The sequence below is a fragment of the Allgaiera indica genome (genome assembly GCF_900106675.1).
Taxonomy (GTDB): Bacteria; Pseudomonadota; Alphaproteobacteria; order Rhodobacterales; family Rhodobacteraceae; genus Acidimangrovimonas; species Acidimangrovimonas indica.
Window position 1 is genome coordinate 37,485 of the sequence record NZ_FNOB01000006.1, and the last position, 26,296, is coordinate 63,780.

Genomic DNA, 26,296 nt, shown 5'->3' on the forward strand with positions numbered 1-26,296 from the left:
CTCAGGGTCCGGGCGGCGTGGGAACGGCAAGGTAATCGGCGACAGGGATCCGCAGCACCCCCGCAAGGCCAAGGATGTCGCGATCCCCAGGCGAAAGGTCCACAACCGCCTGCTGCAGCGCCTCGAACAGCGCGGCGGTATCGGCGCCGGGGGCCGCGATCAGCGGCAGGCCCGGCGCGGGATCGGAAGCCCCAAGGACGCGCAGGTCGCGCGCCAGTTCCGCCTCCCACCGCGCGATGCCGCGCCAGGTGATCCAGTCGAGCGCGGCGATATCGGCGCGGCCCCGGGCCACCGCAAGGGCCGAGGCGCGATGGTCGCCGGTTTCGAGCGCCGGCGCGAAGCGAAAGCCCAGCCCCGCCGCGGTGATCTGCGCCGCGGCCCAGCCGGAATGGCTGTCGGGCTGATTGAAGGCAAAGCGGCGGTCGGCGAAATCCGCGATCTCGCCGGGTTCGTCCCGACGGGTGACGAAAAGGCTGCGGTAATGGCCCGGCGCCGTGTCGGGCAGCGCGTAATCGAGCGTCGCGACCAGCGTCACCCGGTCGTGCAGGCGGCTGCGAAACGGCAGCCCGCAGGTCTGGCCCAGCACCAGATCCGGCGCGGTCCAGCCTTGCCAAAGGTCCGCCGCCCGATCCAGCGCATCGGGGGCGGCCAGGCCGCGGCGGCGCAGCGCGTCGCGGGTGGCGGCCCACAGCACATCATGGGCGGTGGCGTTTTCGGGACGGTCGTACATCGGCAAAGCCGCGATCATGCACGACCCTCTTCCACCCGCTTGCGCGCCATGTTGCTGTCGACATCGTTCACGCCCAGCAGATTCGCGACCAGACGCAGGATCGAATCCTCCTCCTCGTCGCGCACCCCGTCGGCCAGCACCACCGACCACAGCGCCTCGAGCACCTCGACGCGGTGGTCATAGGGCACGGCCTCCTTCAGCGCGCGGGTGAAGCGCACGGTATCGGGGGCCTGACGCTCCAGCTCCTCGGCGTCGCGGCGCAGTTGCGCGGCCTCGAAGGCGGACAGGCCATGGCGCCGGGCCAGAACCCGGTCGATCAGGACGATCTCGTCCTCGGCGTAATCCCCGTCCGAGCGCGCCACGCGCACCAGAAGGGCGGCCAGGGCCAGCTTGGCATCCGGCTCGGGCAGGCGCGCGGGCGAAGGGGCCAGAAGGCCACGGAGCAAATCATTGAACATCCGCGACATATAGACCGGCCCGACCGGGCGTGGAAGAGGGCATGGCAGTTGCGCACGCGCCTGTCATGAATGCGACATGTGCGGCCGGGAAGGCATGTGCGCCCGGGAAGCGGGGAAATCGGGGGAAAATGGCGCGGTTGACGGGGCTCGAACCCGCGACCCCCGGCGTGACAGGCCGGTACTCTAACCGACTGAGCTACAACCGCGCGCGGCCTTTGAGAAAGGCAAACGGCTGGACGATCCGGGGCGGTGGCGCGGTTGACGGGGCTCGAACCCGCGACCCCCGGCGTGACAGGCCGGTACTCTAACCAACTGAGCTACAACCGCGTGCCCCGCCCGGATCGTCCAAGCGTGAGCGCGGTATTACGCAGACCCGCAGGCGCCGTCAAGCGCGGATCTGCCCCGCGCGGCAGGAAATTCGCCGCACCCCGCAACCCTCGGACCCGGCCCTGCCCGGCGAACGGCCGGGGCGCGCGGACCGGCCCTAGCGTGTCGCGGCGGCCCGCAATCCGGGCCGCTCTCGTCCAAGCCAGAACGCCGAGACGAGCAGCGGCCCGGTTGCCGCCTCGCCGGTTTCGATCAGCGCCATCAGGGCGTCGAAGGACAGCAGATGGCTGCGGATATCCTCATGTTCCTGCGCAAGACCGCCCTGGCCGGCGGCACCGTCGGGCAGATCGGCGACGCCGATGAAGGAGGTCACGAATTCGGTATGGGTTCCGGGGCTGGGATAATAGCCGCAAACCCGGTGCAGCGCCCCCAGGGCAAGGCCGGCCTCCTCCTGGCATTCGCGGCGCGCGGTCTGCTCGGGCGTCTCGCCCGGGTCGATCATGCCGGCGACCGCCTCGAGCTGCCAGCCCTGCGGATCGCCGCGCGCGGCCGGGCCGGCGCGGAACTGTTCGACCACAAGCACCCGGTCGCGCACCGGATCATAGGGCAGCACGCTGACCGCGTCGGGGGTGACGAAGGCCTCGCGCCGGATCGGCGGCCCCATGGCGCCGTCGAAGCGGCGGTGGCGGAACTGCCATTCCTCGATCGCGAAGAACCCCGCCCAGGGCCGGGCAACGGAAAGCACGTCCAGATCGCCGGGCGCCTGGGCGCGGCGCAGGGTCGTCGGCGCCGGCGCGGCGCGGGCGCGCAGCCGGTCGGCGGCGCGCGCCAGCACACGGCGATAGCCCGCCCGCGCCTGTTCGGCCGGCACCCGGCCGAAGCCATCCATATATTCGGTCGCGGCCTCGGTCACCATCGCGCCCCAGCGCGCCACCCATGCCGGCAGCGACCAGGGCGCACCCGGCTGCCACATCCCCGGCGCCGGCAGATAGACCCGCGCGGTCACGATACCGCCTTCGGTCTCGACCCGGACGTCTTGGCAATGATAGCCGAAACCGCCTTCGTAATAATCCAGCCGCGCGGCCTCGGCCTCGGTCAGACCGCGCAGCAGCACGCCCTGCGCCACGGCGCCCGTGCGCGCCACGATCAGCGGAAAGCCTTGCTCGCTGGCCCAATGGACGGCGTGGTCGGGCAGTCGCGCGGGTTCGGGATGCACCGCGCGGCCCAGGACAGCGTGCAACAAAGGCCGGTGGCACAGGGTGCCGTAGAAGAAGAAATCCACCATCAGCGCCAGCGTCGCGCGCTGGCCTCGGCCAGCATCCCCGCAACCCCGCCGCCGCCCACCAGCACCGCCAGCACCAGCGGCGAGATCAGCACATGCGCATAGCGGGCGAACAGCCCGAACACGGCCTGAACCGCGTCGAACGGTCCGGCGTAGAGCATGTTCATCGCCCGCAGGATCATTTCACGGATCGCCACGGCCAACAGCAATATGAACGTCAGGGTGGCCGAGGCCTGCACCCCGGTTCCGAACGCGCTGCGCATCCCGTGGCCCACGCCCGCGCCGGCCACGAACCAGCCGCAAGCCGCGCCGACGGCGGCGGCGAGAATGCTGAAGAGGCCAAACAACTGTTCGGGCTGGATATAGGGGACGAAACGGCCCTGCATGGCCTGGATCTCGATCACCTGCGCGGCGCCATAGCCGACCAGGAAGAAGAGCACGGCGGATACAAGCTTGGCGGCGGTGGGCATGGCGGCTCCGGCTGTGGGATCGGCGCCAGTTTCCGCCGCCCCGCGCCGCAGCGCAAGGGGCTTGGCCGCGCGGGGGGATGAAATTCCGCCCCGCCAGACCCGATCGCCGGGTCACGGGCGAAAGGGCAAGGATCCGCCGGTTGCGGGCGACTTGCCCTTGTGTGGCATTGGGGCCGGCTCCGGTTTCGCACCGCGCCGCGGCGGATCGTCATGGCGCGGGCGATCCTGCAACATCGCCCGCCTCCCCGGCGGGCCGGGCCGGACGCCTGCGGCATCGCTATCGGCTTTCGCCCCGGCCGGCGTGATAGGCGGCCAGCGCCCGGGCACGCCCCTCGACCGGGGCAATGCGGCGGACGGGTGCAGCGTCGCCCCGCGACAGATGCCAGGATCGTGGCGCCGCGGCCAGGAAATCAAGCGCCGGCTCGGGCGGGTCGGCTTGCCCCTCGTGCAGGAATTTACGCCTGTATTCCCCTGATTTATCGAATTTTTCCGCCTGGGCTTCGGGGTTGAACACGCGAAAATAGGGGGCGGCGTCGGGGCCCGATCCCGCAACCCATTGCCAGCCCATGGCATTTGCCGCCGGGTCCCAGTCGATCAGGCACTGCGCGAACCAGGCAAGGCCCACGCGCCAATCGGTCAGCAGATGCTTGGTCAGATACGAGGCCGCGATCATCCGCGCGCGGTTGTGCATCGTGCCGGTCACGAACAGCTCACGCATCGCGGCATCGACCAGTGGCTCTCCGGTCTGGCCGCGGCGCCAGGCCTCGGCATCCGCGTTGTCGCCGCGCCAGGGGAAGGCATCCCATTCGGCGCGCCAGTTCCGGGTCTCGATTTCGGGGAAATGATACAGCAGATGATAGCTGAACTCGCGCCACGCGAGTTCGCGCAGGAAAACCTCTGCGCCGGGTGCGCCGGCGGCCTGCGCGGCCAGCCCCGCATTCCAGACCTGGCGCGGCGAGATCTCGCCATAGGTGAGGTTCTCGGACAGGCCCGAGGTCGCGGCCGCGCCGGGAAAGTCGCGCAGCCGGGCATAATCGTCCACCGGACCGCGCAGGAACGCGTCCAGCCGCGCCTGCGCCGCAGCCTCGCCGATGCGGGCATGTTTCGCCACCACCCGCGCGCCACGGCTCATGCCCACGCCCAGGCGCCAGGCCTCCAGCGCGTCACTTTCCGGCCAGGTGGCGGGCGGCGTCAGGCCCCCCGGCGCGCGCAGCGATGCCCCCACCGGCCGCCCCCGTACCGCGCGCCAGAACGGCCCGTACACCCGATAGGGGCCGCCGGCGCCGGTTTCGACCTGCCAGGGTTCGAACAGGACATGGCCGGCAAAGCTTTGGGCCGTGATCCCCGCCTCGGTCAGCGCGGATTTCACCGCCCGGTCCCGCGCGACCGAGGCGCCATCATAAAGGCGGTGCCACCAGACCGTATCGGCCCCGGTCTCGGCGATCAGGTCGCGCAGCACCGCAAGCGCCGGGCCCCGGCGCAGGATCAGCCGGCTTCCGATCCCTTGCAGCGTCGCGGCGAAGGCCGCAAGCCCCCGCTCCAGCCGCCATTTCGGCGCGGCGCCGATCGCCTCGGTCTCGGGGTCGAGGATGAACACCGCGATCAGCGGGCGACCGGTTTCGGCCGCCGCGCACAGCAGGCGGTTGTCGGCCAGCCGCAGATCGCGCCGAAGCCAGCACAGGATCGGCGCCGTCATCGCGCCGCCCCCGCCCCCGTCACAGCACCTTGTCGAGCGCCGCGATCAGGCGGCTGACCTCCTCGGTGCTGGTGTAATGGACGAAGGACATACGCAACACGCCATGCACAGGGTCGATGCCCAGCGCCGCAAGCGGGCGAACGGCGTAGAAATCGCCGCCCCCCGCCATGATGCCATGCGGGGCAAGGTCGGCGGCCACGCCCTCGGCCGGGCGCGCGCAGGCCACCGCCACGGTGGGCGCGCGCCTTGCGGCATCGCGCGGGCCCAGAAGGCGGATGTCGTTGCGTGCGGCCAGATAATCCAGCAGCGGCTGCAGCAGCGCCACCTCATGGCCGCGCATCAGGTCATGCGCCAGCACGGCGCGCGCGCGGGGCGGGGCGTCGGCGCCGCCATGGTGCGCGGCCAGCCCGTCGATGTAATCCGCGATTCCGGCTGAGGCCGCCACCTGCGCATGATCCGGCCCCGCCGGGGTGAAGCGCTTGTACAGCGCGTCGCCGTTGAAATAATGCCCCTGGTTCGGCAGCGCCCGGCCCAGATCCCGGCGGATCACCATGATGCCCTGATGCGGCCCATAGGTCTTGTAGGCGGAAAACAGGTAGATATCGGCGCCCAGCGCGCCCACGTCGGGCAGCCCGTGCGGCGCATAGCTGACCCCGTCGACACAGGCATAGGCGCCGGCGGCGTGGATGGTCTGCACGATCTCGGCCACCGGATTGATCTCGGCTACCACGTTGGAACAATGCGGAAAGCACACCAGCCGCACCCGCCCGTCGGCCAGAAGCGGCACCAGCGCGTCCGGGTCAAGATGGCCGGTCTGGGGGTCGATCTTCCATTCGCGGATCTCGATGCCATCCTCGGCCAGCCGCCGCCAGGGGCCGGAATTGGCCTCGTGGTCCTGGTCGGTCACGACGATCGCGCCGCCCTCGGGCATCCAGCGGCGGAAGGCCTGGGCCAGAACATAGGTGTTTTGCGTGGTCGAGGGGCCGAAGCTAAGCTCATCCGTCTCCACCCCCATCAGGGCGGCAAGGCGTGCGCGGGCCTCGTCCATCTCGGCCCCGGCCAGTTGCGAGGCGGCGAAGGGCGCGTAGGGCTGCACCTTGCGTTCCGTGTAGAACCGGAACAGCCGGTTGAGGACCGGCGCGCAAGTATATGAGCCACCGGCATTTTCAAAGAAGGCCTGCCCCTGGAGCGCGGGTTCCGAAAAGGCCGGGAACAGGCTGCGGACGTATTCGATATCGAGTTTCATGAGTTCTCCCGAGGAATGCGCCGCACCGCCCGCCGGCCCCCAGGGGGCGTGGACGGGGCGGCAGGGGCAGTCAGGCGTTGACGTCGACCACGACCCGGCCCTTGACCCGGCCCTTGAGAATGTCGCGTCCCAGCCCCGGTAGATCGGCAAGCGTCGCGGGCTGGATCATCGCCTCTAGCTTTTCCATCGGCAGATCGCGCGCGATCCGGCCCCAGGCGCGGACCCGGTTATCATAGGGCTGCATCACGCTGTCGATCCCCAGCAGGTTCACGCCGCGCAGGATGAAGGGCGTGATCAGCGCCCCCTCGATCGCGGCGCCGCCCGCCAGCCCGATCGCCGCCACCGATCCGCCATAGTGGATCTGCTTCAGCACCCGGCCCAGCATGGCGCCGGCCACCGCGTCGATCGCCCCGGCCCATTGCTCGGATTCAAGCGGCTTGCGCGTCACCTCGGTCAGGGTATCGCGGGCGACGATCTCGGCCGCGCCCAGCGATGTCAGGTAATCCGCCTGCTCGGGCCGCCCGGTCACCGCCGCGACCTGATAGCCAAGCCTGGCCAGGATCGCCACCGCGACCGAGCCCACGCCCCCCGCGGCGCCGGTCACAAGAACCTTGCCTTTTTCGGGCGTTACACCGTGATCTTCAAGCGCCATCACCGCCAGCATCGCGGTAAATCCGGCCGTACCCACCGCCATCGCGGCGCGCGTCGTCAGGCCTTCGGGCAGCGGCACCAGCATGTCGGCCTTGACCCGCGCCTTCTGCGCATAGCCGCCCCAGCGGTTTTCGCCCACGCGCCAGCCGGTCAGCACCACCTTGTCGCCCGGCCGGTAGCGATCGTCGGATGAGGTTTCGACGGTCCCGGCGAAGTCGATCCCCGGCACATGCGGATACTCGCGCACCAGCCCGCCACCCGGCCCGATGCACAGCCCGTCCTTGTAATTCAGCGTCGAATACTCGACCGCGACCAGCACCTCGCCCTCCGGCAGCTGGTTTTCGTTGATCCGGCCGACGGCGGCGCTGGTCTTGCCGTCGCCCTCCTTCTCGACGATCAGAGCATTGAAATCATTGGCCATCTTGCTCTCCTCATATCCGGGGGCGGAACGGCCCGTGGCGCCCCGACCCGGGATGAGTTGTCCACCAGCAGCCCAGGCGTGGCAAGCCCCATCCGCCCCCTGGCCCGGACACGGCCGCGCGCCGGCGCGAAAGGCAGCGCTAGCGCTTCGTATCCAGGCTTTCCAGATAGGCGCGCGGCGGGGCGCCGAGGGTGCGCGCGAACATGGCGCTGAAGGCTGCGGGATTGGCATAGCCCAGATCGAAGGCGACACCGGTCACGTCGCGCCCCGCCGCCAGTTGCGGCAGCGCCGCCATCACGCAGGCCTGCTGGCGCCAGGCGACAAAGCTAAGGCCGGTCTCGGCACGGAAATGGCGGGTGAAGCTGCGCCGGCTCATGCCCGAGGCGCGCGCCCAGTCGTCGATCGTGTCATGCGGGGTCGGCGCCGCCAGAAACGCCCTTGCGCGCTCTGCCAGCGCCGGATCGTCCGGCAGGGGCAGCGACAGCGGCAGCACCGGCAGCCGCGGCAGTTCGGCCTGGATCAGCGCCATCACCAGCCCGTCGCGGCCCAGCACGTCGTATTCGGCGGGCAAGGTCACCGCCTCATCCAGCAATTGCCGCATCAGCGGCGACATGCCCAGCACCTCGCAGACCCGGGGCATCGAGGATACCGCAGCGGGCGCGAAATAAAGGCTGCGCATCTGTACCTGGCCCAGCATCCGCACCCGGTGCTTCACACCCGGGGGGATCCACAGCCCGTGCTTGGGCGGCATCATCCAGGCACCCTGATCGGTTTCGACCAGAACCGCCCCGCGCGCGGCATAGAAAAGCTGCGACCGCGCATGGGAATGCGGCGCGACCTGCGCGTGATCGGGATAGTCGATTCCGCGCGCCACCACGGGGCGGCGAATCTCGGGCCGGCTGACATCGCCTGCGCTGCCCGGCTCTTGGCCCGCGCCGCCAGCGTCTGGCGCGCCTGCGGCCCGGTCGTTGATTTGCGCTTGTCGTGCCATGTCCCCTGCCATACCTCCTGCCCAGAGCCTTTGGTCCCGCAGCTTTGCCCGTCGCCTGGGCCTCCATGCGTCCGTTGCGGGGCAGTTTGGCCCAGTCGCGTAGGAACTTGACCCTATCCCGGTTGCGGGCCGCAATCCAGCCGCATAGATCAGGCAGGCATTCAGAACAGGACGCCGAAGATGACCTCCTCCGCCACCGACCCGGCCCGTCCGCTTCCGCGGCCCGCCCCCTCCCGCCCCGCATATCTGGTGCTGGGCGGCGCCAGCCTGAGCCATTTCATCAACGACATGACGCAGTCGTTGTTCCTGGCCTCGTATCCGCTGTTCAAGGGCGGATTCAGCCTGAGCTTCGCGCAGATCGGCCTGCTGACGCTGACCTTCCAGGTCACGGCCTCGCTGCTGCAACCGCTGGTCGGGCGCTACACCGACCGCCACCCGCTGCCCTATTCGCTGCCCTTCGGCATGGCCAGTTCGCTGTCGGGGCTGCTGACCCTGGCGTTTGCGTCGAATTACGCGATGCTGCTGGCCGGCGCGGTGCTGTTGGGAATGGGGTCGTCGATCTTCCACCCCGAAACGGCGCGGCTGGCCCGGCTGGCCGGGCGGGGGGCGCATGGGCTGGCGCAGTCGCTGTTCCAGATCGGCGGCAATCTGGGCACCGCGATCGGTCCGGTGCTGATCGCCTTCTTCGTGTTGCCGCACGGGCGCCCGGCGCTGGCCTGGTTCGCGATCACGGCGCTGATCGGCGTCGCGGTGATGAGCGCGCTTGGGCGCTGGTACGCCGATCACCTGCGGGCGCGCAAGGCCGCCGGGCCGGTCGCCGCGCCAGAGCAACACCCGCCGGCCCTGGTGCGGCGGGTGATGACCGTGCTGGTCTTGCTGATCATGTCGAAATTCTTCTACATCGCCTCGATCACCTCCTATTACATCTTCTATCTGATGACCCGCTTCGGGATCTCGGAACATGCCGCGCAGATGGATCTGTTCGTGTTCCTCGCCGGCATGGCGGTGGGCACGATGATCGGCGGACCGGTGGGCGACCGGATCGGACGCAAGCGGGTGATCTGGGTGTCGATCCTGGGCACCCTGCCCTTCACCCTGGCGCTGCCCTACGTGCCGCTTTCGGCCACCGTGGCGCTAAGCGGGATCGTCGGGCTGATCCTGGCCTCGGCCTTCCCCGCGATCGTGGTCTACGGGCAAGAGCTGATGCCAGGCCGGGTGGGCACGGTGTCGGGGCTGTTCTTCGGGCTGGCCTTCGGCATCGGCGGGCTGGGGGCGGCGGCGCTGGGGCTGCTGGCCGACCGGATCGGAATTGTCGCGGTCTATCACATCTGCGCCTTCCTGCCGGCGATGGGCCTGTTGGCGGTGTTCCTGCCCGATCTCGATGGCAAGCGCGCCGCCCGGGCCTGAACACCCTGTCGGAAACCGGGGGCGCGACGGGGCCAGATTCCCGTCGCGCCCCGCCCCGCCCCGCGCTATGGAAGCGCGATGGACAGCGAATTCGACATCTTTCTTGCCGCGCCCCCGGGCCTGGAACAGACGCTGCGCGACGAGGCCGCGGAAGCGGGCTTTGCCACCCCGCGCGCGGTGCCCGGCGGGGTGGAGACGCGCGGCGACTGGCCCGAGGTCTGGCGCGCGAATCTCGTACTGCGCGGCGCGGGCCGGGTGCTGGTGCGGCTGGGGGGCTTTCGCGCCTTCCATCTGGCGCAGCTCGACAAGCGCGCGCATCGCTTTGCCTTCGCCGATTACCTGCCCCGCGACACGGCGGTAAAGGTCGAGGCCACCTGTCGGCGCTCGAAGATCTACCATGCCGGAGCCGCCGCCCAGCGGGTGGAAAAGGCGCTGGCCGACACGATCGGCGCGCGCAAGCCCGCCGCCGATACGGACGAGGACGGCGACACCGAAAGCCTGCGCCTGCTGGTGCGGATCGACGACGATCTGGTGACCTTCAGCCTCGACACCTCCGGCGCGCCGCTGCACCGGCGCGGCTTCAAGGAGGCCGTGGGCAAGGCCCCGATGCGAGAGACGCTGGCGGCGCTGTTGCTGCGCCAATGCGGCTATCGCGGGCAGGAGCCGGTGCTTGACCCGATGTGCGGCTCGGGCACCTTCCCGATCGAGGCGGCCGAGATCGCCCTTGGCCTGCCCCCCGGCCGCGCCCGCCGTTTCGCCTTCGAGACACTGCCCGCCTTCGACCCCGCCGCCTGGGCGGCGCTGAAATCCGCCACCCTGCCGCGCGGCACCGATCTGCGCTTTCTGGGCTTCGACCGCGACGCCGGCGCGATCCGGATGAGCCAGGAGAACGCGGCCCGGGCCGGCGTGGCCGGGATCACCCGCTTCGCGCAGGGCGCGATCTCGGATCTGACCCGCCCCGAGGGCCCGCCGGGACTGGTGATCATCAACCCGCCCTACGGCGCGCGGATCGGCAACAAGGGGCCGCTCTACGGCCTGCACGCGCGGCTGGGCGAGGTGCTGCGCGCGCAATTCGCCGGATGGCGCGTGGGCATCGTGACGTCAGAGCGCAGCCTGGCCCAGGCCACCGGCCTGCCATTCCTGCCCCCCGGCCCGCCGGTGGCCCACGGCGGGCTGAAGGTCACGCTGTGGCAAACCGGGGCCCTTCCGGGCTGAGCCGGGCGCGCGCGCGCCCGTGGGGGACGCATCGCGGCGGCAGAGCGGCGCCATTCATGGTGCAGCCCCCACCTCGCCGCGCGATCGAGAGCCCCAAGACGCCAGCCCGCGGCTACGGACGGGCGCTTGCCCTGCGCCCGGCGCGCGCGCACCGGGCGTCAAAGGGGCCTGGCCGAGCTTGCCCCCCACACCGCGCGGAAATGCGCGTGGTCCGGGTCCTTGTGATGCGCCCCTTCCCCGCCTTTCCGCTTGACCTTGCGCGCCACCCTGTCAAAACCTCTCGCATGAGTTCCGCGACGCTTTCCATCGATCTCGACGCCCTCGCCGCCAATTGGCGCGCGCTTGACCGCATGACCGACGGCCCCACCCAGACCGGGGCGGTGGTCAAGGCCGACGGCTACGGCCTGGGTACCGCCCGGGTGGCCCGCACGCTGGCCAAGGCCGGGGCGCGGCGCTTCTTTGTCGCCGTCGCCGAGGAAGGCGCCGCGGCGCGCGAGGCGCTGGGGCCGGGCCCGCAGATCAACGTCTTCGCCGGGCACATGGCGGGCGACACCGACATGATCCGCGACCTCGACCTGACGCCGATGCTGAACTCGGTCGAACAGCTGACCCGGCATCTCGAAACCCTGCCCGGCCATCCCTTCGGCGTGCAACTGGACAGCGGCATGAACCGGCTGGGGATGGAGGCCGGCGAATGGGCCGCGGTGGCCGAGATCGTGATGGCCGCGGGGCCGGAACTGTTGATGAGCCACCTCGCCTGCGCCGACGAGCCCGACCACGAGATGAACGCCCGCCAGTTGCAGACCTTCGTCGAACTGACCGAAGGCACCGGCATCCCGCGCTCGCTGGCGGCGACCGGCGGTATCCTGCTGGGGCAGGATTATCACTTCGAACTCACCCGCCCGGGCATCGGCCTTTACGGCGGGCTGCCGTTCGAAGGCGCGCGGCCCGTGGTGCGCCTGTCCCTGCCGGTGATCCAGCTGCGCGAGGTCGCGGCGGGCGAAGGCGTGGGCTACGGCAACACCTGGATCGCCGAGACCGACACCATCGTCGCGACCGTCGCGGCGGGCTATGCCGACGGGCTGTTGCGCAGCCTGTCGAACCGCGCCACGCTGTGGGCCGGGGATGTGCCCTGCCCGCTGGTCGGCCGGGTGTCGATGGATCTGATAACCGTCGATGTCGGCCACCTGCCCGAGGCGCCCGAGGTGCTGGACATCCTGGGGCCGCAGCAGACCATCGACGATCTGGGCGAAGCCGCCGGTACGATCGGCTACGAGGTGCTGACCAGTCTTGGCCCGCGCTATCTGCGACGCTACAGCGGGGGCGGCCAATGACGGTCCTGACCGCGCCGCTGGGCGGGATCGGGCGGCTGACGCTGGCCGCGCTGGCCTCGATCGGGCGGATCGCGCTGTTTGGCGCGCGCGCGGTGTCGCATCTTGTCCGCCCGCCGTTCTATCCGCGCGAATTCCTGCAGGCGGTGCTGGCGATCGGCTGGTTCAGCCTGCCGGTCGTGGGCCTGACCGCGCTGTTCACCGGCGGCGCGCTGGCCTTGCAGATCTATTCCGGCGGCTCACGGTTCAACGCCGAAAGCGTGGTGCCCTCGATCGTCGCCATCGGCATGGTGCGCGAGTTGGGCCCGGTGCTGGGCGGGCTGATGGTGGCGGCGCGCGTGGCCAGTTCGATCGCGGCCGAGATCGGCACGATGAAGGTGACCGAACAGATCGACGCCCTGGTCACCCTGTCCACCAACCCGCTGAAATATCTGGTGACGCCGCGGATTCTGGCGGCGGTGCTGGTGATGCCCGTGCTGGTGGCGGTGGGCGATTCCATCGGCATCTACGGCGGTTATCTGGTCGGCGTGCATCAGCTGGGTTTCAATCCGACGACCTATCTCAAGAACACCGTTGACTACCTGCAAAGCTGGGACGTGGTCTCGGGCGTGATCAAGGGTGCGGTCTTCGGCTTCATCGTCGCGCTGATGGGCTGTTACCACGGCATGCAATCGGGCCGTGGCGCCCAGGGCGTGGGCCGCGCCACCAAGGCCGCCGTACAGGGCGCCGCCGTGGCGATCCTGGCCGCGAACTTCCTTCTCACAGCGATGTTCTTCAGCCAATGATCCAGTTGCAAGGCGTTCATAAGGCCTTCGGTCGCAACAAGGTGCTGCGCGGCGTCGACCTGACCGTGCCCACGGGCGAATCGATGGTGATCATCGGGGGGTCCGGCACCGGCAAGTCGGTGACGCTGAAATGCGTACTTGGCCTGGTGACCCCCGATGCGGGGCGGATCACGCTGGACGGCCAGGACGTGACCCGCGCCGATCGCGACGCCTTTCTGGCGCGGTTCGGGATGCTGTTCCAGGGCGGGGCGCTGTTCGACAGCCTCTCGGTCTGGCAGAACGTGGCCTTCCGGCTGCTGCGCGGCCACGCCAAGCGCCCCAAGGCCGAGGCCCGCGAGATCGCCATCGAGAAGCTGCGCCGCGTCGGTTTGAAACCCGAGGTCGCCGATCTGTTCCCGGCCGAATTGTCGGGCGGGATGCAAAAGCGCGTGGGCCTTGCCCGCGCCATCGCCGCCGAGCCCGAGATCATCTTCTTCGACGAGCCCACCACCGGCCTTGACCCAATCATGGCGGGCGTCATCAACGAGCTGATCCGCGAGATCGTGGTGGAAATGGGCGCCACCGCGATGACCATCACCCATGACATGACCTCGGTCAGGGCGATCGCGGACAAGGTGGCCATGCTGCATGACGGGGTGATCAAATGGACCGGGCCGGTGGCCGGGATGGACCAATCGGGCGATCCCTATCTCGATCAGTTCATCCACGGCCGCGCCGAAGGCCCGATCGCCGCGGTGCGCTGAGGGGGGGGGGGGGCGCGCGCTGTCAGGCACGTAAGGCGTCCCCGGGTGCCGCGCGTCAGAACCTTGCCCCTCTTTCGCCGATACGCGCCGTGGGCGCGGTGCGGGCGCCTTCCAGTGGCACGCTGCAACCATGCCTCCGGCACGATCGGGCGGGTGCCTGACACTTGCGCCGCGACGGCGATAATCCTGGACAACAGGCCAATATTGTCACCAATTCGTCAACAATCACCAGCCATTCCCCGTAGCCTGTTGCCAGATCCGGCGCCAGGTGGGATCCTTTCCGCATCGGTTGGGGAATTGGTATGATCAGTTCGGCGGAAATGGCGCTGCGGCGCACGCAATCCTTGCTGCAATCCCTGGCTCTGGCCGCGCTGATCGGGCTGACTCTGACAATGCTGGGCGCAACCGTTCTGGCCGCGTCCGGTCAGTTGCCCTGGCTTGGCATCGACGCCCGTTTCGGCACGCTGCAGCTGCCACGCGCGGGGATGTACCTGCAGATCGGGTTGACGATCTTCCTGCTGGGGCTGTGTTTCTTCCTGCCCGCCAACCGGCGGATGCGGCGGCTGGAACGCAGCCACCGCGATTTCCGCATCAGCCTGGACGACATCGCGCGCGCCTATGCCGCCGCCCATGCCGCCGACCGCGCCGGCGTCTTCGCGCTGTCATCCGAATTCGAGACGATGCGCGAACGCATGGAGCATCTGCGCAACCACCCCGACCTGGGCCATCTGGAGCCCGAGCTGCTGCAGCTGGCGGCCGAGATGAGCCATCAGTCGCGCGATCTGGCACGGGTCTATTCCGACGACAAGGTCGAGCGCGCCAAGACCTTTCTGACCCAGCGCCAGCAAGAGGTCGACGCGATGAAGGAACGCCTGCGCGTGGCGCGCCACACCTGCGACGAGCTGAAGCGCTGGCTTCTGGATGTCGAGGCGGACGAGACCGAGACCGCGCGCCAGATCACCCGGCTGGAACGCGACTTGCGTGACGTGCTGCCCGACCTGGGCTATGACTTCGAGGATGTCCATGCCGGCGCCAACCCCAATGTCGTCCCGATGCAGCCCAAATCTCCGTTCAAATAGGGGCCGCGACGGGACCCCGGGCGACGGGGCGGCGCAATGAAGGCCGCACTGATCGCGGCCAATCTGGCGCTGCTGGTGGCCTTTCCCATCGCCTGGTTCGCGCCGCTGATGCGGGCCGGGCTGTTGCCGCTGTTCGGCCTGTCGCAGATCTCGGTCGTCTCGGGGTTGCAGACGCTGTGGCGCAGCGACACGATGCTGGCGCTGCTGGTCACCTTTCTGGCGATCTTCGCGCCCTATCTGAAGACCATCGGCCTGGCGCTGCTGCATTTCGGCCTGCTGTCGGCCCGGGTGTTGCCGGCGCTGCATGTGCTGGGCAAGCTGGCGATGGCGGATGTCTTTCTGATCGCGCTTTACATCGTCGTGGTGAAAGGCGTGGGGCTGGCCACCGTACGTACCGATTGGGGGCTTTACCTGTTCACCGGCTGCGTGCTGGCCTCGCTGGCGATCTCGCTGGCCTCGGCGCCGTTGTTCAAAGCGCCGCGATGATGCGCCGCGCCTCTTGCGCGCATGGCGTCAGATGGCTGCCGTCGCGGTCCTCGCCGGGGAAGAAACGGGCACGCACGGCGGTGGGCATCGGTGCCGGGGTCTCGATCAGCACTCGGGGGCCGGTGTGGATCGTCTCGGCCTGCCAGGACCGGGCCAGCGCGATCTGGGCGGCCTTCGAGGCCCCATAGGCGCCAAAGAACTTCTGCCCGGCGCGCGGGTCGTCGAAGAACAGCGCGCTTGCCGCGCCATTGGCGTTCAGCAGCGGCTCGACCATGGGGATAAGCCGCGCCGTCGCCGTGGCGTTGACCCTGACCGAGACGTCGAAATCCTTGGCATCAAGATGGCCTGTCGGCGCCAGCGGCGCGGCATGGATCGCGGCGTGCACCCACAGCCCCGCCTGCCCCCAACGATCGTGGATCGAGCGGCACAGGTGGCGCATCGCGTCGTCTTCGGCGATATCCATCGGCGCCAGCGTGGCGCTTCCGCCGCGCGCCTTGATCCTGTCGTCCAACTCCTCCAGCCCGCCGACGGTGCGGGCAACGGCCACCACATGCCAGCCCGTCGCGCCCAGTTCCTCGGCCAGGGCAAAGCCAAGGCCGCGGGAGGCGCCGGTGACAAGGGCGATGCGGTCGGATGCGGGTTCGGAACTCATGCCACCGATCTGCCAGCCCGGCGCCGGCCGCACAAGCGCAACTTGACGACTGCGACGCTTCGCGCGGCTCAGGCGGGGCGTGCGTCAGGCGGCGTCGGGAAGAATCGTAGGGTACCGGGCAGCACCGGGGCCGGGACGCTTCGCGCGCCCTAGCCCTGTCCGTCCGCGTGCAGACGCTGCAGCGCCGCCTCGCACAATCCCAGCTCCAGCCATCCGCAGCCCGCACAGATCCGCGCCAGATCGCCGGGCTGCACATGTGCGCGGATCCGGCCCAGCGCGTCGCCCCAGGTGATCCGGTCCCCCGGCACCAGCCCCAGCGCCGCGCCGTGGGCGGCGTCCAGCGCGTCGATGCGGGCCTGTTTTGCGCAGCCCTCGCCGCGCCGCTCGGGACAGGGGCCGCAGATCGCATCGGCCCCGGCGACCACCTCGATCTCTACCCCCGCGCCGCCAGGGGCGCGCAGCCGGCCGGTCACCACCGCGTCCATGTTGGCGGTGAAGGCGTCGGAATAGCCCTTGCCCTGAAAGCCCAGCGAACAGAGGAAATGATGCCTGCGAAACCGCAGGCTCATTCCGCCGCCTTCATCTCGAAGCCCTTCTCGATCATGTCCGACGGCGCCACCGGATATTCGCCGGAGAAGCAGGCATCGCAATAGCGCGGGTTGCGCGGATCGCGTCCGCCCGCCTCTCCCACCGCGCGGTAAAGCCCGTCGAGCGAGATGAACTTGAGGCTGTCGATGCCGATCCAGACGCGCATCTCTTCCTCGCTCATCGTCGCGGCCAGCAGTTTCGAGCGCTCCGGCGTGTCGACGCCGTAGAAGCATGGCCAGGCGGTGGGGGGGGACGCGATGCGGAAATGCACCTCGGCGGCGCCGGCATCCAGGATCATGTCCTTGATCTTGCGGCTGGTGGTGCCGCGCACCACCGAATCGTCGACCAGGATCACCCGCTTGCCGCGCACCAGCGCGCGGTTCACGTTCAGCTTCAGCCGCACGCCCATGTTGCGGATCTGCTCGGTCGGCTCGATGAAGGTGCGGCCCATGTACTGGTTGCGGATGATCCCCATGCCGTAGGGAATGCCGCTTTCGGCCGCATAGCCGATCGCCGCCGGGGTACCGCTATCGGGCACCGGGCAGACCAGATCGGCCTCGACCGGCGCCTCGCGCGCAAGCTCCACCCCGATCGCGCGCCGCGTCTCATAGACCGAACGCCCGCCCAGGATCGAATCGGGGCGCGAGAAATAGACATGCTCGAAGATGCAAAACCGCGAAGGCCGGCGGTCGAACGGATGGAAGCTTTCCACCCCCTTGGCGTCGATCACCACCATCTCGCCGGGCTCGATCTCGCGGATGAACTCGGCCCCGATGATGTCCAGCCCGCAGGTCTCGGACGACAGGCACCAGCCGCCGCTCTCGCCCAGCCTGCCCAGCACCAGCGGCCGCACCCCCAGCGCGTCGCGCACCCCGATCAGCTTGGTGCGGGTCATCGCAACGATGGAAAAGGCGCCCTCGACCCGGCGCAGCGCATCCTTCATCCGTTCGGGGATGTTGCGCTGGATCGAACGCGCCATCAGATGGATGATGCATTCGCTGTCCGACGACGACTGAAAGATCGAGCCCCGCTCGATCAACTCGCGGCGCAGCGCGGCGGCATTGGTGATGTTGCCGTTGTGGGCCACCGCGCAACCGCCCATGGCAAATTCACCGAAGAAGGGCTGCACGTCGCGGATCGCGGTATTGCCCTTCGACCCGGCGGTGGAATAGCGCACATGGCCGATGCCGATACTGCCCGGCAGCGTCGCCATCACGTCGGCCTTGGTGAAGGTGTCGCGCACATAGCCGAAGCGGCGCGCGGAATTGAAGCCGGTCTCGGGATCGTGGGTGACGATGCCGCCGGCCTCCTGGCCGCGATGCTGCAGGGCATGCATGCCGAGGGCGACGAAATTCGCGGCATCGGCGACGCCGATGACGCCGAAGACGCCGCATTCCTCCTTCAGCTTGTCATCATCGAAGGGATGTGCAGGAGGCTGGGCTGGGAACGCGCACATATGGCGAGGTCTCCGAATGCTTGGGCGGTTGCAGGGCCCGTTTAAAGGGTTCGCCGGGCAGTGTCACGAAACTATCGCACGCCCCCCGATCCCGTGATCCGGCGTCGCCCGTCGAAACTGCGGCCGCATCCGTGACTGCCGCGACGCACAGCTTTTCATCTTGGCGAAAATACTCCGGGGGCTGCACGGGGCGCGGGCCACCCCGTGCGGCGCCGGCCTCGGGGGCAGCGCCCCCGCCCCCCCGGCCGGCCGCCATGGGCGGCCTCAGTTGCCCGTGCCAGCGGCCCCCGGCGCCGTCAGCCCGCCCGCGCCGGCCTTCGGCGCGCCGCACTTGCCGGCGATTCCTTCGTAGATCTGCTCCAGCCAGGCGGGGATCTGGTCGGGGATATTGGTGTCGATCTTCTGTTCGAACTGCGCGAAGACATGCGCCGTCTGGCTTTCCGACACCATCGGGATCGCCTGGTCGGACATGGCGCGTTGATAGACGATAAGCGCCACCGCCACCAACAACACGCCGCGCGCTATGCCGTAAAGGAAACCCAGCGCCCGGTCGAAGCCGCTCAGCAGCGAATGGCGAACCAGTGACGACAGCAGCGGCGTGAAGAAGGCCAGCACCACCAACCCCAGCGCGAAGACCACCGCGAAGGCCGCCAGCAGCGTCAATTCGCAAGAGCCCTCGAGAAACTTGTTGAGAACGGGAATTTCCCGGATCAGCGGCTCCGCCTGCGGCGCGAAGTAATAGGCCACCACCGCCGCCGCGACCCAGCCGACGATCGCCATCACCTCGCGCACGAAACCCCGCGCATAGGCCAGGATCGCCGACAGCAAGATGACACCGATCACGACCGCGTCGATGATATTGAATCCGTCCATGCGCGTCTTCCCTTCCCCGGCCTCAGCCGGCCCCGAAGATCTCTCCCACGAATGCAGTCAGATCCTGCATCTGCCGCACCCGCATGCCATCTTCCGCGCCTGTCTTCGAGCGCGCCGGCGCGACCGCCTGTGAGAAACCAAGTTTTCGCGCTTCTTTCAACCTGTTTTCCGTCTGCGCCACCGGCCGCAGCGCGCCAGACAGGCTGATTTCCCCGAACAGCACCATATCGGGCGGCAGCGCCGCGTCCTCGCGCGCCGACAGGATCGCCGCCGCCACGGCCAGATCGGCCGCCGGTTCCGACACCCGCATCCCGCCGGCGACATTCAGGAACACGTCAAGCCCCGCGAAGGGAATGCCGCAGCGCGCCTCGAGCACCGCCAGGATGGTTGAGAGCCGCCCCGCGTCAAGGCCGACCACCGTGCGCCGCGGCGTGCCCAAGGGCGAGGGCGCCACCAGCGCCTGGATCTCGGTCAGCACCGGCCGCGTGCCCTCGATCCCGGCGAAAACGGCCGAACCGGGGCTGGCCTGGCCGCGTTCCGACAGAAACAGCGCCGAGGGGTTCGTCACCTGCGCCAGCCCCTGCCCCGTCATCTCGAACACGCCGATCTCGTCGGCGGCGCCAAAGCGGTTCTTCACGGCGCGCAGGATGCGGAACTGATGGCCGCGCTCGCCCTCGAAATACAGCACGGTATCGACCATGTGCTCGACCACCCGCGGCCCGGCGATCTGGCCGTCCTTGGTGACATGGCCCACCAGGATGACCGAAGTGCCGCGCCGCTTGGCGAAGCTCACAAGTTCGTGGCAGGCCGCGCGGACCTGCGCCACCGACCCCGGCGCGCTGTCGACGCTGTCCGACCACATGGTCTGGATCGAATCGATGATCGCCAGCGCCGGGCGCTCGGCGTCCAGCGTGGTCAGGATGTCGCGCAGGTTTGTCTCGGCCCCCAGCCTCACCGGCGCGTCGGCAAGGCCCAGACGCGCGGCGCGCATCCGCACCTGGGCCGAGGCCTCCTCGCCCGAGACGTAAAGACAGCCCAGACCGCTGCGCGCGAAGGCGGCCGCCGCCTGCAGAAGCAAGGTGGACTTGCCGATCCCCGGATCGCCCCCCACCAGCAGCGCCGAGGCCGGCACCAGCCCGCCGCCCAGCACGCGGTCCAGTTCGTCGATGCCGCTGATGGCGCGCGGCGGCGGCGCCTCTTCGGTCGCCAGATCGGTCAGTTCGATGGTGCGGCCACGCTGCGCGCCCAGGCTTTTCGCCCCCGGGCCCGCGCTCAGCGGGGCTTCTTCGACGATGGTATTCCAGGCGCCGCAGGCATCGCAGCGACCGGCCCATTTGCGATGGGCGGCGCCGCAGGCAGAGCAGGTGAAGGCGGGGGTGGATTTGGCCATGCCCCTAGGTGCCCGAGCCAGGGAGCCGGCGCAAGCGCTGCTGTGAAAAGCGCGTGCAGGGGTGGTTTCTGCGCCAGGGACGGGACGCGCGGGCGCGGTCGGCCCACGTCGGCGTGCATCGTCGGCGTGCATCCGCCCAAGGGCCGTGCCCAAGACAGGTTCGGGCAGAGCGCACGGCGGGGCCTAACTGGACCCCGCCGCCTGGTCAGACGGGTTCAAAGACGTTCGAGATAGGCGTTGTCGCCCTGGCCGATCACGCGCACCCGTTCGCCGACGCGGAAATGACCGCCCTGTTTCAGCACCACGATATGCCTGCCGTTGCGCAGCCGGACCTCCCAGGCGCGGCGATAGCTGACCGTTGTGGCGTTCTTCGAGGCCATGTTGTTGCCTACCGCCGCGCCCGCCCCGGCGCCGACGATCGTCGCGGCCGTCTTGCCCTCACCCTTGCCGAACTGGTTGCCGATCACCCCGCCGATCGCGGCGCCCACCAGCGTACCGGCGACCTTGCGGTCCCCGTTGGTGTTCCGCAGCTCGACCGTGCGCGAGCGCACGATGGTACCCACGCGCACATGTGTCTGCTGCACGGCGGGTTCGGCATAGCTTTGGCCGCCCTGGTTCTCGACGCAGCCAGCCAGCGACAGGCAGGCAAGCGGGATCGCGAGATAGGTGAAAGTCATGTTTGTCTCCCTCGGTTCCGGCGGCGCGGGGCCGCACAAGATCTTGGCCGGTGACACCACATCGTCGACGCGACCTGCTGGCGAAACGCACGCATTCGCAGATGGTTCCCACCGGGCCGATCCGGTGTGGCGACCCGCGTGACGGCGGCCCGGGCTTGGCGCGCGCGGCCCCGCGCCCGCGTCGTTAGATCATCGAGCCGATATCCGAGGCATAGCTTGGATAGGCGAAGATCAGCTCCTTGATCTGGTTCGCGGTCAGCCCGGTCTTCATCGCCATGGCGAACAGGTTGATCTGCTCTTCCGCGCCGGGGCCGACCAGATGGGCACCCAGGATCTTGCCGCTGCCGTTCTCGACGAGAACCTTGTAGCCCGACCATTTGGCACCGACCCGCATCGACGAATACCAGCCGTCGGTCTTCGCGCTATGGGTCTCGAAATCAACGCCCTTGTCGCGGGCTTCGGCCTCTGACAGGCCGACGGTGGCGAGTTGCGGCAAGGTGAAGACGACGCTGGGGATCGGCGGGTAGTCGATCGCCTCGGCATCGCTTCCGGCCAACAGGTTCATGGCCACGATGCGCGCCTCGGCGGCGGAAACGGGTGTCAGGTTCGGGCCGGAATCGGCGCAATCGCCGGCCGCGAAGATCGCCGGGTTGGTGGTGCGCATGTAGGGGCTGACCTTGATCCCCCGGCGCGAATGTTCCACGTCCGCGGCATCAAGGTTCAAGTCGTCGATCGCGGGCACCCGGCCCGTCGCGTGCACCACCGCGTCACAGGTCACGGTCCGCAGGCCCGACGCGGTTTCATAATCGACCTCGAAGGCCGCGCCGGATTTGCGGATCTCGCGCACCTTGGCGCCGGTTTTCAAGTCGATGCCCAGGTCCTCGGTCGCGGCGGCGAGCATCTCGACCATGTCAGAATCGAACCCGCCCAGCGGGAGGTCGGCCATCTCGATCACCGTGACCTCGGCGGCGCCGGCGCGTTTCGCGATATGGGCGAATTCCATCGCGATGAAGCCGCCGCCGACGAACACCATCCGGGCGGGAAGGTCCGGCAGTTCCAGGAAATCCGTGCTGGTCAGAAGCGCGTCCTCTCCGGGGATGTCCAGCGTCATCGGCCGCGCGCCCGTGGCAATGTGGAAATGCTTGGCGCGAAGGGGCTTGCCGTCGACCTCCAGCGTGTCGGGCCCGGTGAACCGCGCCGTGCCGTGCAGAACCGTGACGCCGCTCTTGTCTAGCCCGTGCTCGATCCGCTCGGGCATGACATCGGTGAAGCTGCGCTTGAAGGTCATCATCTCCGGCCATCTGACCGACAGATCGCCCGTCAGCCCCTTGCCCGCCATCGCGCGGCCCCATTCGACGCCTTCGGTCACCGCGACCAGCATCTTCTTCGGGTCGCAGCCGCGCAAGGCGCAGGTGCCGCCATGGGGCCGGCAATCGACGCTCGCCACCTTCCATCCGGCACAGGCCACCTTCCGCGCAACCCCGTTGCCGCCGGTGCCGCCGCCGATGACGATCAGATCGAATTCCTGGGTCATGTCGCTTTGCTCCTTTCCCGTCGCAAGCGGGATGTTTCGCCTGAATGGAACCGGCCCGCGCCGACCAGCTACCGGCTCAACGCATGGCCCCGGGCGCCGTTCCACGAAATCGCCCCTCCCCGGCGGTCGCGGCCTGCGCGCTGCGGCACGCGCCCGCGCGCCATCCGCACCCGGCGCGGGCGATTGGCGCTGGACGGCCGCGATCGGCTAGGGTCCTTATGGCGCGACCGGGGCCCGCGCCGGGCCCGCCGATCCAGAAGAGAAGAGACGAACAGATGAGCAATCGTATCGACCGGACCCGCCCCGACGCGCCGGCTCTGGCCCGGCGGGGGACGTATCCGGTGGGCGTGCGCAGCCTGACCCTGGTCAACCCCGACCAGCCAGATGTCTTCGGAGCGCCAGGCGCGCGCGCCGACCGCGCGCTGGCGGTGGAGCTGTGGTATCCCGCCGCCAATGCCGGGGCCGGGGCGGCACGCTATCCCACGCTGCTGCGCGACGGACACCGCCGCCTGACCCTGCATGGAGGCGCGACCCGCGACGCGACGCCCGCGGCGGCAGAGTTTCCCTTGGTGATCCTGTCGCACGGCTATCCGGGAAACCGGATGCTGCTTGGGCATTTCGGTGAATTCCTGGCAAGCCACGGCTACCGTGTCGCCAGCATAGATCACCTGCATTCCACCTATGGCGATCCGGCCTATCTGGCGGGCAAGGCATTTGCGGCGACACTGATCCACCGCCCGCTTGACGTGGCATTCGTGGCCGAGACCCTGGGCGGCGATTATGCCGTGATCGGCTATTCGATGGGTGGCTATGGTGCGCTCGTGCTGGCCGGGGCGGGCATTTCGGCGCAAGCGCTGACTACAGAGATGGCGCCGCCGCACGATCTGTGGCGGCTGCACCGTGCCCCGAAACCACCCGCACGCCTTCGGGCGATCCTTGCCATCGGCCCCTGGGGAGGCGCGCGCGCGCTGTGGGATGCCGCCGGGCTTGGCGCGATGCGTCTGCCTTGCCTGATCATGGCGGGCACCGAGGATGACGTGTCGGGCTATGACACCGGCATGCGCCGCATCTTCGCCGAAACCGGCGGCCCCACCTGGCTGCTGAGCTTCATCGGCGCGGGCCACAACGCCGCCGCCCCGATCCCCGCCCCGGACGAGGCCTGGGAGCCATCCCCCCACCTGGACTGGCCGCCCTTCGCGCACTACGCCGATCCGGTCTGGGACAGCACCGCAATGAACAACATCGCCCAGCATTTCGCGCGTGCCTTTCTGGACCTGCACCTGAAGCGCCTTTCAGAGATGGCCGACTATCTGCGGCCCGGCTGGAAGGGCTTCGAAGCCGGGCGCGCGCCGGGGCTGGTGCTGGAACAGCGCGGCTGAACCGAGCGCACCGCCCCCTCCCTTGCGCGCGCACCAGCCGATTGCAGCAGCCCGGCAGGCGCCACCGGGCGCACGCCGTTCAAACGCTTGTGATCATTGCAACCCATCATGGAACGTCTTCTGACGGGCGCGCGTTTCTCCCCCGAACGCCAGGGCCACCGAATGGTCGGGAAAGCCAGACGCGTTCACGCCCCGGGACCGAAAGGGGCATCGGGTCTGGCCGTAGGTCGGACGGAAGGAAATCCGGTTGACCGGGTGCGGGGCATCGAAGCCTGCTGCATCCGTGCCCCAGGCGGGCATGGCGCCACGACGCGGATCTTGCGGCGTGGGCGGGTCGCCCAAATGAAAGGAACTATGAATCGATGTTTGCACGTTTGATGAAGACTGCCGCGATCGCGACCGTTGCGCTGGGGACCGCTGCCCCGATGGTCATGGCCTCTGGCTTCCAGACCGGCAAGATCACCGCGGTCAACACCGCGCGGCACACGATCTCGGTCAACGGTTCGACTTTCCATATCAATTCCGAGGTCGCCAACGGCGCGAAGCTGATCGTCGGGGAGCAGGTTCTCTATAAGGTACAGAAAGAGAATGGCACGCCGACGGTCGTGGCGCTGAAATTCGGCACCGGGGTGAACCACATGGGCACCCGATCCGACGCCGGGATGTCCTCTAGCGCCGGCGTGGACAAGCCGGTGACCGGCATCCACAAGGTGCAACGCACCGGCACCCAGGGTGCGAGCGTTTCTGTCAATTCGCAGGCGCTGGGCACACAGCCCAAGCATTGAGCCGCGGGCTGCGTGAACCCCCTGCCCTTGCCTCGGCCCGCCGGCACCCGCCGGCGGGCCGTTTTGCGGCCCCGGCCCCGGACGGGCCCCGCTGGCGGGCGCACCCGAACGGCGCACCCGATCGCCGCCGGTTCGCACCCTTTGTCCGCCATCGCCGGCCGCATTCAGCGCGCCCGCTCCAACGCTTCCTTGCGCAGCAGGGTGTTTTGATCGACCATCCAGTTCGCCGCGACGTGGAAGGCCGCGCCGCCCAGCGCGCGGGCGACATCGCCGAAATGCCCGGCCCCGATCGCGGGCCGAAAGACCCCTCGCAGATCGAGCCGGTCAAGATGCCACGCGACCGCCCGGATCAGGCGGGTCCGGATTTCCTCGGGGAAGGCCCCGTCGATCGTGACGGCGTCGAATTCGATCACCGCCTGGGTCGACACGATCGCATGGGCAAGCCCACGTCCGGCGCGATCGATCCAGGCCGTCAGCGCCGGGCCGAAGCTGTTCCAATCGGTGCCAGCCTCATATAGCCGACCGGGGTCATCCCCTTGCTCGGCAAGCATCCTGCCCAGCACGAAAAGCGATGCGTGGTCGATCAGCCGGTCCCCGTCGGAGGCGCCGGGGATGCGCAGCGGCCCGAAGCCGCCGGCATTGCCGCGCTGGCCCGAAAAGACGCTGCCGTTCAGCACGATCCCGCCGCCGATGAAGGTGCCCACGAAAAAATAGATGAAATCCTGCGGCTTGCGCTGCGGTCCGAAAACCAGTTCCGCCCGGCACGCGCTTGTGCCGTCGTTCTCGACCGAGATCGCACCCGGAACCAGATCGCGCAGCGCCGATGCCACGTCGAACCCGCGCCAGGCCTCCATCTGCGCGCGCGGGGCGTCGAAATCCCGGGTCCAGTGCCACAGTTCCGACGGCATCGCCACGCCGAACCCCGATATCTGGTCGCGCCGCTTCCTGGCCGTCCGCAGCACGGGGCGCAGGTTCTCGCGAATGAAGTCCAGCAGCCCCGCCGGGGTCGGGTAGCTGTGCGACCGCGTGCGCCGCGCGATCATCGCGCCCGCGAAGTCGACCACGATCATGTCGAAACTGCGTCGGCCGATCTTCAGCCCGATGAAATGGCGCGCCTCGGGATTGATGCGCATCGGAACCGAGGGCTGCCCCACGCGGCCGCGGATCGGATCGCCCCGCAGCAGCAGCCCATCGGCCTGCAGCGCGTTGAAGATCACCGAAACGGCGTTCGCGGAAAGCCCCGTGGCAAGCGTCGCCTCGGCCTTGGTGCAGCTGCCGTGCTGGCGGATGAGATGCAGCACGAGGCGTTCGTTGAACCCGCGCACCGACACCTGATTGGATCCCCGCAGCGGCGTCGCCTTGAGGAGTTCGTCCCTGTTCACACCGCGAGTCCAGTCCCTGTGTCCGATGCCCGAAGCGGAGCATAGTCAGCCCGCGAGACGCGAACAAGAACGATCCCTGACATACATTTCGATAATTCATCCGAAAGTGTTTATTGACAGACGCGACCCAGGGAATATACCGCAGAACTACCGTGTTTGCGGGAGGAACCAGTCAGAATCGACGGCAGATGCGGCCGGGGTTTCGCGCGAAGTTGCGCGAAGGTGCACGTTTAACAACTTCACTCGCGAATATTGATCGGCC

The 26,296-nt window shown here is 69.0% G+C and carries 25 protein-coding genes and 2 tRNA genes; 9 read left to right on the forward strand and 18 right to left on the reverse strand.

The window, feature by feature from the left end; translation table 11 throughout:
- Window position 1: 1 nt before the first annotated feature.
- The 10 genes from BLV97_RS06675 to BLV97_RS06720 form a co-directional block, all read right to left on the reverse strand.
- Window positions 2-748, reverse strand: a complete 747-nt coding sequence (locus tag BLV97_RS06675) for a phosphate/phosphite/phosphonate ABC transporter substrate-binding protein (protein ID WP_035844078.1) — start codon at window positions 746-748, stop codon at window positions 2-4.
- Window positions 745-1,188: a tellurite resistance TerB family protein gene (locus tag BLV97_RS06680; RefSeq protein ID WP_035844171.1), complete on the reverse strand. Its 444-nt coding sequence runs from the start codon at window positions 1,186-1,188 to the stop codon at window positions 745-747. Before BLV97_RS06680 ends, BLV97_RS06675 begins: the two co-directional genes overlap by 4 nt.
- A gap of 129 nt (window positions 1,189-1,317) precedes the next feature.
- A tRNA-Asp gene (locus BLV97_RS06685) sits at window positions 1,318-1,394 on the reverse strand.
- A gap of 44 nt (window positions 1,395-1,438) precedes the next feature.
- Window positions 1,439-1,515: transfer RNA gene (locus BLV97_RS06690), tRNA-Asp, on the reverse strand.
- A 157-nt stretch (window positions 1,516-1,672) separates the two neighbouring features.
- Window positions 1,673-2,800: an NUDIX domain-containing protein gene (locus BLV97_RS06695; protein ID WP_035843987.1), complete on the reverse strand. Its 1,128-nt coding sequence runs from the start codon at window positions 2,798-2,800 to the stop codon at window positions 1,673-1,675.
- A complete protein-coding gene (locus BLV97_RS06700; protein ID WP_035843985.1) occupies window positions 2,800-3,267 on the reverse strand; it encodes a TrgA family protein in 468 nt (155 codons plus the stop codon). Before BLV97_RS06700 ends, BLV97_RS06695 begins: the two co-directional genes overlap by 1 nt.
- 277 nt (window positions 3,268-3,544) lie before the next feature.
- A complete protein-coding gene (locus BLV97_RS06705; protein WP_035843983.1) occupies window positions 3,545-4,963 on the reverse strand; it encodes a cryptochrome/photolyase family protein in 1,419 nt (472 codons plus the stop codon).
- 19 nt (window positions 4,964-4,982) lie between these two features.
- On the reverse strand, window positions 4,983-6,209 hold the full coding sequence (locus BLV97_RS06710) for an aminotransferase class V-fold PLP-dependent enzyme (RefSeq protein ID WP_035843981.1): 1,227 nt from the start codon (window positions 6,207-6,209) through the stop codon (window positions 4,983-4,985).
- 70 nt (window positions 6,210-6,279) lie between these two features.
- Window positions 6,280-7,281, reverse strand: a complete 1,002-nt coding sequence (locus BLV97_RS06715; RefSeq protein WP_035843979.1) for an MDR family oxidoreductase — start codon at window positions 7,279-7,281, stop codon at window positions 6,280-6,282.
- 139 nt (window positions 7,282-7,420) lie between these two features.
- Window positions 7,421-8,272 (reverse strand): AraC family transcriptional regulator, encoded by an 852-nt coding sequence (locus tag BLV97_RS06720; RefSeq protein WP_081825103.1) that lies wholly within the window; start codon window positions 8,270-8,272, stop codon window positions 7,421-7,423.
- 180 nt (window positions 8,273-8,452) lie between these two features.
- On the opposite strand from BLV97_RS06720, the gene BLV97_RS06725 reads away from it, so the two are divergent.
- The 7 genes from BLV97_RS06725 (at window position 8,453) to BLV97_RS06755 (ending at window position 15,318) form a co-directional block, all read left to right on the forward strand.
- On the forward strand, window positions 8,453-9,679 hold the full coding sequence (locus BLV97_RS06725) for an MFS transporter (RefSeq protein WP_035843977.1): 1,227 nt from the start codon (window positions 8,453-8,455) through the stop codon (window positions 9,677-9,679).
- Between the two features lie 78 nt (window positions 9,680-9,757).
- On the forward strand, window positions 9,758-10,894 hold the full coding sequence (locus BLV97_RS06730; protein WP_035843975.1) for a THUMP domain-containing class I SAM-dependent RNA methyltransferase: 1,137 nt from the start codon (window positions 9,758-9,760) through the stop codon (window positions 10,892-10,894).
- 284 nt (window positions 10,895-11,178) lie between these two features.
- Window positions 11,179-12,228 carry an alanine racemase gene (gene alr / locus BLV97_RS06735; protein ID WP_035843995.1) on the forward strand — a complete coding sequence of 350 codons (1,050 nt, stop codon included), beginning with the start codon at window positions 11,179-11,181 and terminating at the stop codon, window positions 12,226-12,228.
- On the forward strand, window positions 12,225-13,010 hold the full coding sequence (locus BLV97_RS06740) for an MlaE family ABC transporter permease (RefSeq protein ID WP_035843973.1): 786 nt from the start codon (window positions 12,225-12,227) through the stop codon (window positions 13,008-13,010). Before alr ends, BLV97_RS06740 begins: the two co-directional genes overlap by 4 nt.
- Window positions 13,007-13,753 carry an ABC transporter ATP-binding protein gene (locus BLV97_RS06745; protein ID WP_035843971.1) on the forward strand — a complete coding sequence of 249 codons (747 nt, stop codon included), beginning with the start codon at window positions 13,007-13,009 and terminating at the stop codon, window positions 13,751-13,753. Before BLV97_RS06740 ends, BLV97_RS06745 begins: the two co-directional genes overlap by 4 nt.
- A 302-nt stretch (window positions 13,754-14,055) precedes the next feature.
- Window positions 14,056-14,832, forward strand: coding sequence for a hypothetical protein (locus tag BLV97_RS06750; RefSeq protein ID WP_051646142.1), 777 nt, complete (start codon window positions 14,056-14,058; stop codon window positions 14,830-14,832).
- 36 nt (window positions 14,833-14,868) lie between these two features.
- A complete protein-coding gene (locus BLV97_RS06755) occupies window positions 14,869-15,318 on the forward strand; it encodes a paraquat-inducible protein A (RefSeq protein WP_035843969.1) in 450 nt (149 codons plus the stop codon).
- Here BLV97_RS06755 and BLV97_RS06760 read toward each other — a convergent pair.
- From BLV97_RS06760 to BLV97_RS06790, 7 genes are all read right to left on the reverse strand, one after another.
- Entirely contained in the window at window positions 15,302-15,970 is a 669-nt protein-coding gene (locus tag BLV97_RS06760) for an SDR family NAD(P)-dependent oxidoreductase (RefSeq protein WP_035843967.1), read from the reverse strand. The two genes, BLV97_RS06755 and BLV97_RS06760, sit on opposite strands and share 17 nt — an antisense overlap.
- 149 nt (window positions 15,971-16,119) lie before the next feature.
- The gene (locus tag BLV97_RS06765) at window positions 16,120-16,539 is read right to left on the reverse strand and encodes a DUF1284 domain-containing protein (protein WP_035843965.1); all 420 of its coding nucleotides are present in this window, start codon (window positions 16,537-16,539) and stop codon (window positions 16,120-16,122) included.
- On the reverse strand, window positions 16,536-18,014 hold the full coding sequence (purF, locus tag BLV97_RS06770; protein ID WP_035843963.1) for an amidophosphoribosyltransferase: 1,479 nt from the start codon (window positions 18,012-18,014) through the stop codon (window positions 16,536-16,538). The genes BLV97_RS06765 and purF overlap by 4 nt, the downstream gene beginning before the upstream one ends.
- Window positions 18,015-18,278: 264 nt before the next feature.
- Window positions 18,279-18,887 (reverse strand): CvpA family protein, encoded by a 609-nt coding sequence (locus tag BLV97_RS06775; protein ID WP_051646141.1) that lies wholly within the window; start codon window positions 18,885-18,887, stop codon window positions 18,279-18,281.
- 22 nt (window positions 18,888-18,909) lie between these two features.
- Window positions 18,910-20,277 carry a DNA repair protein RadA gene (gene radA, locus BLV97_RS06780; RefSeq protein WP_035843961.1) on the reverse strand — a complete coding sequence of 456 codons (1,368 nt, stop codon included), beginning with the start codon at window positions 20,275-20,277 and terminating at the stop codon, window positions 18,910-18,912.
- A 215-nt stretch (window positions 20,278-20,492) separates the two neighbouring features.
- Window positions 20,493-20,954, reverse strand: coding sequence for an outer membrane lipoprotein (locus BLV97_RS06785; protein ID WP_051646140.1), 462 nt, complete (start codon window positions 20,952-20,954; stop codon window positions 20,493-20,495).
- Window positions 20,955-21,138: 184 nt separating this feature from the next.
- Window positions 21,139-22,488 carry a dihydrolipoyl dehydrogenase family protein gene (locus BLV97_RS06790; RefSeq protein ID WP_092163989.1) on the reverse strand — a complete coding sequence of 450 codons (1,350 nt, stop codon included), beginning with the start codon at window positions 22,486-22,488 and terminating at the stop codon, window positions 21,139-21,141.
- A gap of 275 nt (window positions 22,489-22,763) precedes the next feature.
- Here BLV97_RS06790 and BLV97_RS06795 point away from each other — a divergent pair, with 275 nt between their 5' ends.
- Together BLV97_RS06795 and BLV97_RS06800 are read left to right on the forward strand one after the other, a co-directional pair.
- Window positions 22,764-23,867, forward strand: a complete 1,104-nt coding sequence (locus tag BLV97_RS06795) for an alpha/beta hydrolase family protein (protein WP_051646138.1) — start codon at window positions 22,764-22,766, stop codon at window positions 23,865-23,867.
- A gap of 362 nt (window positions 23,868-24,229) precedes the next feature.
- The gene (locus tag BLV97_RS06800; RefSeq protein WP_035843942.1) at window positions 24,230-24,652 is read left to right on the forward strand and encodes a hypothetical protein; all 423 of its coding nucleotides are present in this window, start codon (window positions 24,230-24,232) and stop codon (window positions 24,650-24,652) included.
- Window positions 24,653-24,816: 164 nt separating this feature from the next.
- Here the strand turns inward: BLV97_RS06800 and BLV97_RS06805 are convergent, their stop codons facing one another.
- On the reverse strand, window positions 24,817-26,034 hold the full coding sequence (locus BLV97_RS06805; RefSeq protein ID WP_035843940.1) for an ROK family transcriptional regulator: 1,218 nt from the start codon (window positions 26,032-26,034) through the stop codon (window positions 24,817-24,819).
- Between the last annotated feature and the right edge of the window lie 262 nt (window positions 26,035-26,296).

Coding starts and splice junctions, on each gene's coding strand:
- BLV97_RS06675 (WP_035844078.1), bottom strand. CDS start 748: ATGATCGCGGCTTTGCCGATGTACGACCGTCCCGAAAACGCCACCGCC.
- BLV97_RS06680 (WP_035844171.1), bottom strand. CDS start 1,188: ATGTTCAATGATTTGCTCCGTGGCCTTCTGGCCCCTTCGCCCGCGCGC.
- BLV97_RS06695 (WP_035843987.1), bottom strand. CDS start 2,800: ATGGTGGATTTCTTCTTCTACGGCACCCTGTGCCACCGGCCTTTGTTG.
- BLV97_RS06700 (WP_035843985.1), bottom strand. CDS start 3,267: ATGCCCACCGCCGCCAAGCTTGTATCCGCCGTGCTCTTCTTCCTGGTC.
- BLV97_RS06705 (WP_035843983.1), bottom strand. CDS start 4,963: ATGACGGCGCCGATCCTGTGCTGGCTTCGGCGCGATCTGCGGCTGGCC.
- BLV97_RS06710 (WP_035843981.1), bottom strand. CDS start 6,209: ATGAAACTCGATATCGAATACGTCCGCAGCCTGTTCCCGGCCTTTTCG.
- BLV97_RS06715 (WP_035843979.1), bottom strand. CDS start 7,281: ATGGCCAATGATTTCAATGCTCTGATCGTCGAGAAGGAGGGCGACGGC.
- BLV97_RS06720 (WP_081825103.1), bottom strand. CDS start 8,272: ATGGCACGACAAGCGCAAATCAACGACCGGGCCGCAGGCGCGCCAGAC.
- BLV97_RS06725 (WP_035843977.1), top strand. CDS start 8,453: ATGACCTCCTCCGCCACCGACCCGGCCCGTCCGCTTCCGCGGCCCGCC.
- BLV97_RS06730 (WP_035843975.1), top strand. CDS start 9,758: ATGGACAGCGAATTCGACATCTTTCTTGCCGCGCCCCCGGGCCTGGAA.
- alr (WP_035843995.1), top strand. CDS start 11,179: ATGAGTTCCGCGACGCTTTCCATCGATCTCGACGCCCTCGCCGCCAAT.
- BLV97_RS06740 (WP_035843973.1), top strand. CDS start 12,225: ATGACGGTCCTGACCGCGCCGCTGGGCGGGATCGGGCGGCTGACGCTG.
- BLV97_RS06745 (WP_035843971.1), top strand. CDS start 13,007: ATGATCCAGTTGCAAGGCGTTCATAAGGCCTTCGGTCGCAACAAGGTG.
- BLV97_RS06750 (WP_051646142.1), top strand. CDS start 14,056: ATGATCAGTTCGGCGGAAATGGCGCTGCGGCGCACGCAATCCTTGCTG.
- BLV97_RS06755 (WP_035843969.1), top strand. CDS start 14,869: ATGAAGGCCGCACTGATCGCGGCCAATCTGGCGCTGCTGGTGGCCTTT.
- BLV97_RS06760 (WP_035843967.1), bottom strand. CDS start 15,970: ATGAGTTCCGAACCCGCATCCGACCGCATCGCCCTTGTCACCGGCGCC.
- BLV97_RS06765 (WP_035843965.1), bottom strand. CDS start 16,539: ATGAGCCTGCGGTTTCGCAGGCATCATTTCCTCTGTTCGCTGGGCTTT.
- purF (WP_035843963.1), bottom strand. CDS start 18,014: ATGTGCGCGTTCCCAGCCCAGCCTCCTGCACATCCCTTCGATGATGAC.
- BLV97_RS06775 (WP_051646141.1), bottom strand. CDS start 18,887: ATGGACGGATTCAATATCATCGACGCGGTCGTGATCGGTGTCATCTTG.
- radA (WP_035843961.1), bottom strand. CDS start 20,277: ATGGCCAAATCCACCCCCGCCTTCACCTGCTCTGCCTGCGGCGCCGCC.
- BLV97_RS06785 (WP_051646140.1), bottom strand. CDS start 20,954: ATGACTTTCACCTATCTCGCGATCCCGCTTGCCTGCCTGTCGCTGGCT.
- BLV97_RS06790 (WP_092163989.1), bottom strand. CDS start 22,488: ATGACCCAGGAATTCGATCTGATCGTCATCGGCGGCGGCACCGGCGGC.
- BLV97_RS06795 (WP_051646138.1), top strand. CDS start 22,764: ATGAGCAATCGTATCGACCGGACCCGCCCCGACGCGCCGGCTCTGGCC.
- BLV97_RS06800 (WP_035843942.1), top strand. CDS start 24,230: ATGTTTGCACGTTTGATGAAGACTGCCGCGATCGCGACCGTTGCGCTG.